This window comes from Acinetobacter sp. UBA3106, assembly GCA_002365595.1.
Taxonomy (GTDB): domain Bacteria; phylum Pseudomonadota; class Gammaproteobacteria; order Pseudomonadales; family Moraxellaceae; genus Acinetobacter.
The window spans coordinates 55,681-67,493 of record DFAM01000018.1 but is presented as its reverse complement, the minus strand read 5'-3'; the positions used below and the strand labels follow the sequence as shown (position 1 = coordinate 67,493).

The 11,813-nt window shown below is 33.8% G+C and carries 10 protein-coding genes; all 10 read right to left on the bottom strand.

The genetic code is table 11. From position 1 onward, the window contains the following. Positions 1-15 precede the first annotated feature (15 nt). On the bottom strand, positions 16-639 hold the full coding sequence (locus B4C48_RS10970) for a sugar transferase (RefSeq protein WP_291356419.1): 624 nt from the start codon (positions 637-639) through the stop codon (positions 16-18). A 520-nt stretch (positions 640-1,159) separates the two neighbouring features. After that, entirely contained in the window at positions 1,160-3,034 is a 1,875-nt protein-coding gene (locus tag B4C48_RS10965; protein WP_291356417.1) for a polysaccharide biosynthesis protein, read from the bottom strand. Between the two features lie 140 nt (positions 3,035-3,174). Continuing rightward, positions 3,175-4,344 (bottom strand): DegT/DnrJ/EryC1/StrS family aminotransferase, encoded by a 1,170-nt coding sequence (locus B4C48_RS10960; protein WP_291356415.1) that lies wholly within the window; start codon positions 4,342-4,344, stop codon positions 3,175-3,177. A gap of 31 nt (positions 4,345-4,375) precedes the next feature. Further along, on the bottom strand, positions 4,376-5,029 hold the full coding sequence (locus B4C48_RS10955; RefSeq protein ID WP_291356413.1) for an acetyltransferase: 654 nt from the start codon (positions 5,027-5,029) through the stop codon (positions 4,376-4,378). Beyond that, positions 5,029-5,637: a sugar transferase gene (locus B4C48_RS10950; protein WP_291356411.1), complete on the bottom strand. Its 609-nt coding sequence runs from the start codon at positions 5,635-5,637 to the stop codon at positions 5,029-5,031. The genes B4C48_RS10955 and B4C48_RS10950 overlap by 1 nt, the downstream gene beginning before the upstream one ends. Beyond that, positions 5,638-6,780, bottom strand: coding sequence for a glycosyltransferase family 4 protein (locus tag B4C48_RS10945; RefSeq protein ID WP_291356409.1), 1,143 nt, complete (start codon positions 6,778-6,780; stop codon positions 5,638-5,640). Further along, on the bottom strand, positions 6,777-7,895 hold the full coding sequence (locus B4C48_RS10940; RefSeq protein ID WP_291356407.1) for a glycosyltransferase: 1,119 nt from the start codon (positions 7,893-7,895) through the stop codon (positions 6,777-6,779). Before B4C48_RS10940 ends, B4C48_RS10945 begins: the two co-directional genes overlap by 4 nt. 372 nt (positions 7,896-8,267) lie before the next feature. Beyond that, positions 8,268-9,500, bottom strand: a complete 1,233-nt coding sequence (locus B4C48_RS10935) for an O-antigen polymerase (protein WP_291356405.1) — start codon at positions 9,498-9,500, stop codon at positions 8,268-8,270. Continuing rightward, positions 9,497-10,603 carry a glycosyltransferase gene (locus tag B4C48_RS10930; protein WP_291356403.1) on the bottom strand — a complete coding sequence of 369 codons (1,107 nt, stop codon included), beginning with the start codon at positions 10,601-10,603 and terminating at the stop codon, positions 9,497-9,499. The genes B4C48_RS10935 and B4C48_RS10930 overlap by 4 nt, the downstream gene beginning before the upstream one ends. Beyond that, a complete protein-coding gene (locus B4C48_RS10925; protein ID WP_291356401.1) occupies positions 10,590-11,813 on the bottom strand; it encodes an oligosaccharide flippase family protein in 1,224 nt (407 codons plus the stop codon). Before B4C48_RS10925 ends, B4C48_RS10930 begins: the two co-directional genes overlap by 14 nt.

Sequence of the window (11,813 nt, the reverse complement as noted above, 5' to 3'; positions counted from 1 at the left end):
TACTTTTATAAAAAATTAACGAATTGAAGAAGATTTTGTATCTGTAGATTCTGAACGTGAAAACCGGCTTGCTCCAACAACCTGATCTGGCGCATTGATTCCCTCTCTTTTTAGCATCACAAGTAATGTTTTAAACATAATTTTAAAATCTAAAAAAATTGATTGAGTATCTACATATTCTACATCTAAGTTAAACTTTTCTTCCCAAGACAGGTTATTACGTCCACTCACTTGAGCCAATCCTGTCATACCCGGCTTAACTTCATGACGACGCATTTGATGGGGTGTATAATGTTCCATAAACTCACATAATTGTGGTCTTGGTCCAACTATACACATATCACCTTTTATCACATTGATAAGTTGAGGCATTTCATCGAGAGTCGAACATCTTAACTTATGTCCAAATGGGGTAATTCTTTGGTCATCTGGTAACAGATTACCCTCTTTATCTACCGCATCTTTCATGGAACGGAACTTGATAATCTTAAATAATTTTCCATCCTTTCCAGGCCGTTCTTGAAAAAAAAAGATAGGCGAGCCGAGATTTTTTCGAACTTTATATGCAACTATTAAAAAAACAGGAGAAAGAATAATAAGTGCAATAAGCGATATACTAATATCAACTAACCTTTTCATTTTTTAAGAAATCCCTATTATCTCTTAAAGTTTTAAATTGACTTTATTTGTCTCAAATTAACTCTGAGCATTTTTAAAAAGCGTCACAACCCATTCGATTATTTTTTCTGGGTATTTAATAAGATAGCACAATTTACATGTTAAGACTTCAGGATTCCACTTAAGAACTTCAAACTAATTTATCTCTCCCACTGTCTATCTGTAACCATTCTTTAATAATAGAATTTTTCTAATTATAGTTTCATAAATACTTTTTATAGGAGGGAAGCAAAGAATGTAATAATGCTTTAGTACAATTTGCTACAATGCAGCAAGGCCTAACTCTTTGTAAATTTAGTTGATATAAGTAAGCTCATTTTCCGTGATGACCATTTATAATAATTTGAACTATTTTGATTAGCCTACACATACTGAGTTGACGAAGCGTATATAAAATCGTGCTGCAAAATACGGCTATATTCCTAGTAAATTAGCAGCAGTTTTAACCGTCAACTCAGTAATGCAATCCAACAACTTGATTTTAATTTACTTTAATTTCTTTTCCACGCTGATAGCCATCAACATACTGTTCTAAATGCTGTAATGCCCAATCTACATCTTCTTGGATAGCAGTTAAATTATTCAAACGGTCAAATATAGGTAATAGTTCATCCAAGGAATGATGTTTTTCAAAAGACCTTAAAATACGGCTATGTTGTGTAATTTCAGTATCTTCCTGATCAATCAGTAATTCTTCATACAGTTTTTCTCCAGGACGCAAACCAGCATACTGAATTTCAATATCACCATTTTGTGTACCTGACTCACGGACTGTTAATCCACTTAAAGAAATCATTTGCCGTGCAAGATCTTGAATACGAACCGGCTCTCCCATATCCAGCAAGAAGACATCACCCCCTTTACCCAATGCGCCTGCCTGAATCACCAACTGCGAAGCTTCTGGAATAGTCATAAAATAACGAGTAACATCTGGATGAGTGACAGTAATTGGACCACCTTTGGCAATCTGCTGTTTAAACAATGGTACCACTGAGCCTGATGAACCCAGTACATTACCAAAACGAACAATACTGACCTGTGTCTGGTTCTGTGCTTCTGCCATGGCTTGACAATATAGTTCTGCCATACGTTTTGAGGCACCCATGACATTGGTTGGACGTACAGCTTTGTCAGTCGAAATCAAAACGAAGGTTTCAACGCCCTTCTTTACAGCTGCATTTAAACTAAAAGCAGTACCTACGGCATTATTTTTTAATCCAGCAAGTGGATTACACTCAACTAAAGGTACATGTTTATAAGCTGCTGCATGATAAATAGTTTGAACCTGATATTGTTCAATAATACGCTCTAATTTTGCCTGGTCGAGCACCGTACCAAGAATAGGAACAATTTCAATTGCAGTATTTAAATGGAGTTCTTTATCGATACTATATAGAGCAAATTCTGTAAGCTCGTAAATTACTAATTTTTTAGGTTGGTTTTTAATAATTTGACGGCAAAGTTCTGAACCAATCGAACCGCCTGCACCCGTGACCATAACCACTTTATTCTGAATATTTTTCGCTAAAAGTTCCGGAATAGGGGGAACGGGATCACGGCCTAATAAATCAATAATGTCAATTTCTTGAATATCTGAAATACGGATTTCACCATCAACCAATTTGGTCAGACCTGGAATTTCAGTAATTTTAAGATGCGCAGGTTCTAGAAACTTAACAATTTCACTTTTGCGGATACGATTGACTGACGGCAAGGCAATCAAGATTTCATCAATCTTTTGTTTAGCAAGTAAATTTAAAGCATGTGAAGGGTGATAAACTTTTAATCCCCCAATCATTTGACCTGATAAAGAAATGTCATCATCAATAAAAAATACCGGAAAATGCTCATCAGAACGATAAAGCGTAGCTGCAACCTGCTGCCCTGCATTGCCTGCTCCATAAATTGCCACGCGTTTACGCGGAATATCTGACTGTAAATGAGATTTTACAATGGCACGAATAATCCCACGGCTAAACCAGATCCAAGCGAACATCATAAAACCAAACATCATTGGAATAGATGTAGGAATAAATGCAGGGGTAAAATATGCCATTGCATATAGCCCCATAACAGTAAACACTGTCGCCATGGCAAGCTTTACAATAAAAGCTTCATTGAAGGTACGGACAATAAAGCGGTAAACACCACAAAGTGATAAAGCCAGAACTGCCAAGAAACTGACCCATAAAGTACCAAAAGCCAAGTTGGGAACAACTTCTGTACCTAAATCAAATTTCCGAATGGCATAACAAAGCCAAATCAGTACTGGAAAGATCACAAAATCTAAAGCCATGAGAAAGCTTTGTTTAACGTGTCTTGGCGCTGTAGCAAATGGAACAATAAGTGATTTCACGGCAAAGACTTCTATTCAATTCTATTATGTAGCTTACTTAGATAATCTTTTATTATTTCTAGATTCCCAAGCATTTAGTGAACATTTTACATGATATGGAGAGTATATGATTTTACTCTCCTTATCATTTTATAAAATGTTTAAATTTGCTTAATCACTTGCTGAATGCCCGCTACAGTCTTATTCATGCTTTCTTGACTTAAAGTCGGATGAACTAAAAACATCAAGCTCGTTTCACCTAATGTTTTTGCATTTTCGAGTCTTTCTATCGGACGCCACGGTGTACCATCAAAAGCATGTTCTAAGTAGACTTCTGAACAGGAACCACTAAAACAAGGCACATTCTGAGCATTGATTTCCTGCATGATCCGGTCACGTGACCAACCTTCTGGTAAGGCATCAATATTGACCTGCACATAACATTTATAAGCAGCATGTACATAGTCGTCGGCTGGACGATGAACAATAAAATATGGGCTGTCTGCAAATGCCGCATAAATTTTTTCCATATTGGCAAGGCGTTTTGCAGTCCATTCCGGCATTTTTTTCAGCTGGATGCGTCCAATCACCGCTTGCATTTCCATCATGCGCCAGTTGGTACCAAATGAATCATGTAACCAGCGGAATCCTGGTGGATGCTGTTTGTTGTAAATACTATCGAAATTTTTACCATGATCTTTATAAGACCACATTTTTTTCCATAGTATTTCGTCATTGGTGGTGACCATGCCGCCTTCCCCACCTGTGGTCATAATCTTGTCCTGACAGAAAGACCATGCGCCAATATGGCCAATCGAACCTGCTGATTTACCTTTGTACATTGCACCATGGGCTTGGGCACAGTCTTCAATTACATATAAACCTTTTTCTTCGGCCAATTGCATAATTGGGTCCATGTCGCACATCCAACCTGCCAGATGTACACAGATAATCGCTTTGGTATTTGGGGTTAAAACTGCTTCAATGGTACGACGTGAAATATTTTGTGAGTCGAGTTCAACATCGGCAAATATTGGATTTGCACCAGCTGTGACAATTGAACTTGCTGATGCCAGGAAAGTACGTGAAGTCACAATGACATCATCCCCTGCACCAATGTCTAGAGCTTTCAGTGCCACATCTAACGCTACCGTACCATTAGCAAGTGCTACAGCATGTTGAGTGCCGGCAAACTGCGCAAACTCTTTTTCAAACTCACGACATTCCTGACCGGTCCAGTAATTCACTTTATTGGACAATAAGACTTGGGAGACAGCATCAGCTTCTTCTTGGGTAAAGCTTGGCCATGGTTCAAATGCAGTGTTTAACATGATGTTTCCTGAATTTTTAAAATTTAAAAACTTATTTTTTCTCTAAGATCCGTGCCGGATTGCCGACTACCGTCACGCCGGGTGGTACACTTTTGGTGACCACAGCTCCCATACCCACTACCGCACCTTTACCAATCACTAAAGGCTTGTCCGGTGTCCCCTGTTTGATCACAGCACCTGTCCCAATATAGGCATGGTCTTCAATATGGATATTGCCATTACATTTCACGCCCGGTGCAAAGGTGACATAATCGCCGATAACACAGTCATGAGCTACATAACTGTAAATATTGGCGTGAAAGAATTTTCCAATTTTAATATTGGATGTTAGACAGGTGAAAGGACAAAGTAAGCTACCTTCACCAATATCTACTTCATCTAGAATAACTGTATTACTTGCATGAACGTCTAAATGCTGAATTTGGTCTTCAGTTATACGGTTGACCAATTTTTCACGAACTTGGCTGTTTGCGATAGCAATGGTTACAGCCTTATGGGTAATTGGTGTAGCGAGAAAATCCTGATAACTTAGAACAGCATAGCCATTTAAACTATTGCCAGCTTGGCCATCATCGATAAAAACAAAGTTATCTTTGGCGAGGGTTGGAAATTGCTGGCGAACCAATGGCATAACTTCTTTACCAAAACCACTTGCACCGTAAACACCAATATATAAAGCTTTCATTATGTTTCGTCCTTGTGTTGTGAGCCAGTAAAACGTGTCATAGTCGCTTCACCCTCGGCACTGATATCATCTTTTGCTAAAACTTTATGTACCGTTTTAAACATGATTTTGAAGTCGAGCCAAATCGACTGTTTTTCGACGTACCAGGTATCCAGCTTGAATTTTTCTTCCCAGCCAATGGCATTGCGGCCATTGACCTGCGCGTGACCCGTCATGCCCGGTCTTACATCATGGCGTTTGGCCTGTTCAGGGCTGTAAAGCGGCAGGTATTCCATCAACAGTGGGCGTGGACCGACAATACTCATATCGCCTTTAATCACGTTCCACAGTTCCGGCATTTCATCCAGACTGGTAGAACGCAACATTTGACCAAAAGGCGTTAGACGTTCACTGTCCGGCAATGGGTTACCCTGCTCGTCCACAGCATCTTTCATGGTGCGGAACTTGATCATTTCAAAGGGCTTGCCATGTAAACCGGGACGCACCTGACGAAACAAGACCGGAGAGCCCAGATTTTTTTTCACTTTGTAAGCAACAAAGGCATAAAGTGGTGAAAGCAGGATCAGGGCAATGGAAGCGATGAGAATATCGAGAAGGCGTTTTAGCATTTAGATCAAACCCATTTCTTGCATCATATGTTTGTTTACCTGATGTACATCGTATTTATGAAGTGCGATTTCTCGGGAGCGACTTCCCATTTTAGCGATAAGCTCTGGTTGAAGAATGAGTTTCTCCATTGCTTTTACTAAACTTTCTACGGATTTTACTTCAACTAGAAATCCGTTATCGCCATCGGTAACAGTTTCACGACAACCTGGGGCATCCGTGGTAATAATTGCCCGGCCCATTGCCATGGCCTCTAAAACTGTACGCGGAGTGCCTTCACGATACGACGGCAACACATAAACCGAACTTTCTGAAATTGCAGGACGAACATCGGATAGTTTCCCCCAGTAGTTTAATGTGTTACTAGCCACCCATTGATCCAATTCTTGCTGGCGAATGGCCGAAGGATTTTCATCAATCCAGCCCACCAGATTAAATTCTACATGCGGATATTTATGTTTAATAATTTTTGCTGCTTCGGCATATTCACGGACACCTTTATCTACCAGTAAACGCGCAATCAGTAAAAAGGATATTTTGATTTTTTGATCAGCCATTACAGGTAAAGGCAATACATTGAAGTCAGCAACATTGACTCCGGAACCATTCACTACCACTGTAGGTGTTTGAGCATTTAAAAGCTTTAAATCCTGAAAAAGTTTTAAGTCATCCGGGTTTTGAAAAAATGCCTTATGACTGCGCGATAATGCCTGCTGGTATAAACCATGAACCAGTTTCTGAAAAACGCTGCGCTTAGTCTGAGTTTCTACATTTTGAAATGCATAACCTAAACCGGTAATTAAGGCATAACGATGCGGTACTTTTGCCAGCCATGTGGCGAGTGTTCCATAGATCACCGGTTTGATCGTATAAGATAGGACATAATCAGGTTTGATTTTTTTTATAAGCGTATACATGCTCCCTAAGGTTTTTAAGTCTGCTACCGGGTTGGTCCCTGTACGCTGCATGCAAACTTCATGTACGAAATAACCAAGTTCTAACAGTTTTTTATGCTCAGCAGAGAAAGAAGTCAAATCAGGGGCGATAATGTGGATTTCATAGCCTTTGACATGAATAGCTTCCAACAGTTTTCCTCTAAAGTTCAAAGCTGAAGGAAGATAGCTACAAATCATTAAAAACTTCATAACTGACCTTGTACCATTTTACGAGCATTATCCCAAAACTCTTTTCGTTGCAAGGAAAGAATATCAAAATCATATTCGCAAGCAACTTTGTAGTTTTCATTACCCGCTTGAAATCTTACATCCTGAGAGTTCATGAATATTTGTATTTTTTTAGCTAAATCTTTTGAATCATTCGGTGCAATTAACCAATTCTGGTTAATTAATTCGGGTATACCTCCTACATTAGATGCAACAATTGGTAAACCTCGACTCATTGCCTCTAATAAAGCTCTAGGTAATCCCTCTGTTTTACTTGGTTGAATATAAATATCTAGTTTATCTAACCAATCAAAGACAGCTTTACCACCTGCTAATGACCCATCAAAGAAAATAGAATCACTTACACCCAATTGAGCAGCTAGGTCTGCATAGTTATCCTGTAAACGACCTGTGCCTAAAATATGTAGATTTACAGTAAAACCTAATTCTTTTAATTTATGGATAGCGTGTATAGCGCAATCTATCCCTTTATACTCATTATTAAATGAACCTATTAAACCAATTTTAAAACCATTAATATTTTTCTTTTTATAAAAATCTAAATCATTTTTAATATTTTCAATATTTAAAATAACATCGGAAATACCCTTATTAATTTCAGCTTTAGATGGGTATTTATTTTGCAAATTATTTTTTGTAACATAAATAATTCCTGATGCATTTTTCACAAATATCTTATTTAAAAAAACAAAAAAACTGACCATTAATAAATATAAATAATTCTTTATACTTTTTCTAAAAATCAAGGCATCTTCTGCATCACCAACCAACTCAACAAAATATTTTTTCTTAAAAAAGATATTTAAAAACAAAACAAATACACCCAAAAAACTAGGCAATCTAACTACAATATAATCACTTTTTCTTAATAAGCTGATAGTTCTAAAAAAATTTATAAAAAAATATTTAAGAAATATTTTTGGAAATGATTGTCCCAAAACCGGTTCAAAACAAACATTATTCAATGATATTTTATTATATTTTAATGATAAAGAGTTATCCAAATTAGCCATTCGAGAAAGGACAATTATATTATCATTCTCTGATGTATAATCTTTGAAAATTTCATCAGTCATCTTTCCTTCACTAAAATAACCAAAATTATTTTTTTTAAAAACATGATCATGTACATACAGACAGTTTAAGCACATAAATATTCAACCTTAATATTAGGATGCAAACCAAAACATCCAAATCAATTTAACTCCTAAAATTTAATCGCACTATATTATGAACAACCTAAATTCCGTCAAATACTCATAAAATTAAGATTTTTCAAAAATAAACACAACCTAAAATCATGATTTAATATTAACATATACCTGAAAAAAACAAAAACATCAAAAAACTTCTTACCAATATTTCAATAAACAATAAAAATTCTAAATAAAGAATTGAAACAATATTTCTAAAAACCATTCTAACAAGAATTAAAAAATCAGACCTTACTACATAGATTTCTTCAAAAATTTCAACTTTATAAACCAAAAAAACCACAATAAAAACAAAATAATAAATGCCAAAACCTGAACAGTCATCATTATTAATATCAATATTGTCGAATATATAATAAAAAATTTACTTCCAGTTTTTTTTGCTTCATTTATAAATAAACTAAAAAAAATAAATGGAAAAATTAAACCAAACCAACTTAAGTTTGCTATTGATTCATCAAAAAAAGTTGTTGTCATACCCCAACCAAATGCTGTTGGTTCCATATTATACATAGCAGAAGTAAAATATTGAGCATAAGTGAGTGGTTTTTCTGGCCATATATCTCGTGGAATATAAAAAGTCATTAGCATTAAAAAACTTTGCCCCCTATATGCTAAAATTTTAACACGCTCTGGGTAAATCTCAGCATATATAGCCATCTTAACTCTTTGATCACGAAAATAATCAACTCTTAAATTTTCATACTTTTCATTAAACGATACCGTAGCATCAAATTCCCTTACGTTACTCTGATACCAGTTCGTATATATTCCAAAACAAAAACATAAACATAAGATAGATAAAATAGACTTCAAATTTTTATATTTAAGAAATATAAATAAAGAATAAGAAGCAATAAAGAATATTACAATAGCTCTTTTCCCATTTAGCCAAAAATCTAAAAATGTTATTGCTAATAAAAAAACAATCATAACAATTGATTTTTTAAAATATTTAGAAATTAAATATCCACAAATTATTACACTTAAGATCGTTAAGCTCGACATTATTGAGTGCTGAAAAGCTTCTAATTCATTAAAATTCCTAACAGCAGCACCCCCATAATCATAATATTTTTGTTTATTTTCAAAAAATAATAAAAAATATAAATTTGGAAGAATTGTTATTATTATTAAAAAAATGTCAAAATTTTTACCTAAAGCAGTTCGCCCTAAATCTATTGTTTCTTTCCCACGAAAAATCCAAAAATACCAACTACCAAATATCAAAAAAAAACTATAAAGAATATTAGTTCCAGAATTAGATGACACCTCATAAAAAATAGGAAATAATGAATACTGAGGTATTCCATTAGACATATCAAGTAATATAGGGACAACAAATATTATAAAAAAAACAATATTAAATAAGCTAAAAGGCTTAATTCCAACTTTAATCAAAGATATTATAGATAAAAAAACTGGAATAGCACATAAAATAAAAATAAATAAATTATAGGCAATCAAAAATTCACCTCGTATTCTTTTATTATAAGTTGTTGTGAAATTTTTAAATTAAATTTACTATTTTCATAATTTACATAGTTAATTAGGTTTTTTTCACAACTTTCGAGTTTATTAATCCAAGTGCTTATATTTTCAAGAGATAAATATTCTATAGAACCTAAATTACATTCATTTGTCACTTGATTAGATACCAAACATTTCAAATTAGCAAATTGGGCCTCTACTAAAGTCAAAGGTAAACCTTCCCAAAGCGATGGAAAAACAAAAATATCAAATAAATTAACCATAATTTCTGGAATATCAGAGCGATTCCCTAAAAATCTTACATATGGACTAATACCTAAAATATCCACTTGGGCTTCTAAATCTTGTCTTAATGTACCATCCCCTACCATAACTAAATAATATTCTGGATGTGACTTTCTAAGCTCATATAAAATTTTTAATAGAAATGCATGGTTTTTGGGTTTTTCCAATCTTCCTACATGACCTATAATCTTTGCATTTAAAGGAATTTCTAAGTCTCTTCGGTAATCAATAGTTCTATCTACATTTTTGAATTTTTCATAATTTATACCACAATAAATTACTTTACATTTAGGCTTATTTTTCCAATTTTCTCCATATAAAGCACATGCAGCCTCATCACTTACTGCTAGACAAGATGTTGAAAATATACTTATTAATTTTTTCATCATTTTTAAATACAGCTTTCTACTAAATCCAGCTTTTGCTTCATTTAAACGTGTATCACTATGACTATGAGAAATACGAGTTTTTACACCTACGAGCCATGCAATCATTAAAACCAGACCACTAAAATCATGTACATGACTATGGACAACATCAGGTTTTATTTTTTTTAGAAAGAAAAATAAATAAAATAAATAAATAAATAAATTTTTTGATAAATCACAAACATACTTGTGACTCCCTAATGATTTAATCTCTTCATCAAAATATGCTTTTTCTGCTTTATGTACTAAAAAATCATGCTCATATAAATTTCTATCAGAAGTGCGTAAAATATTCATTAGCCATGATTCAATACCTCCAATATTCATAGCCCCCAAAACATGTATGATTTTTTTAGGCTTTGACATGAGAACCTCGAATCTTATAAATTAATACTAATAAACTAATAGAAAATTGAGCTAAAGCTGAAATACAACACACCCATGCCGCACCACGTAAACCATAATTTGGTATAAGGCAATAAGAAAACATAATACTAATTAAAATCAGAAATAAAAACATCGGAACTTGTACTTTCAATACATTTAAGCTTGTTAAAATATAACCATTTACAACTGACAAATAAACAAATAAACTGGAAAACATTAATAATTTCAAAACATATAAATGTTTAATAAAATTTTCACCATAAATTAGTGAAATAATATATTCACCAAAAAAGCAAACAAAAATAAAACTTAAAAAAGAAAATATAAAAGAAATAAGCCAAGAGTATTTTACATATAGCCAAAAATTCTTCACATCACCTTGATGCCAAAAGGATGAATAATAAGGGCTTAAATATTGGCATACAGAATTAATAAAAATACCACCAATTACAATAAAATAATAGAATACGGTGAAGATCCCCACATCTTCTATAGACTGATATTTTTCAATAAAATATCTTGGCATATTCGTTTGCAATGATACTAACATTACAGCAATACCTAAAGGTAAAGCATATAATGCTAATTCTTTAATTTTTTCATAATTAAATTTAAACCAATCTAATGATGGTTTTAATATTCTTAAATCTATAGTAAACAGAACTAAAAGATAAGTAAGAAAAATCGAAAAAACTCCAATTCCTACAGATTTACTCATTAACAAGGCTAAAGTTACAAAAGTTAATGAAGCTATTGCTTTTATAGTTAATGATTTTGTTATTAATTTCGTCTTATTATCTGCATTGTAATATGCATACAATATATCAGATATACTTTCTAAAAATTTTATTGAAGCCACAACCATTATAATAATTAATGCTTCTGGATTACTTACAGAGCCCCAAATAAATACTATTAAAAATGCAACAAAATTACTATAAAAACGTAATGAAAAAAAATCCTCAAAATCGTACTTTTTTCCCCCGTGATAATCAGTAATTAACAATGGTCGTAACTGTAAATTAGTCAGCATAAAAATTGGGGCTGTTATTGATAGAGCAAAAGCATATTGCCCCAGAGCCTGACTAGAGGTTAATTTTGCAAACAAAATTAAAGTGAGCCATTGAGAAAATGCAAATAGTATATTCCCACTTAACAGCCACTTGGCTTTATTAATTAGAGTAAACAT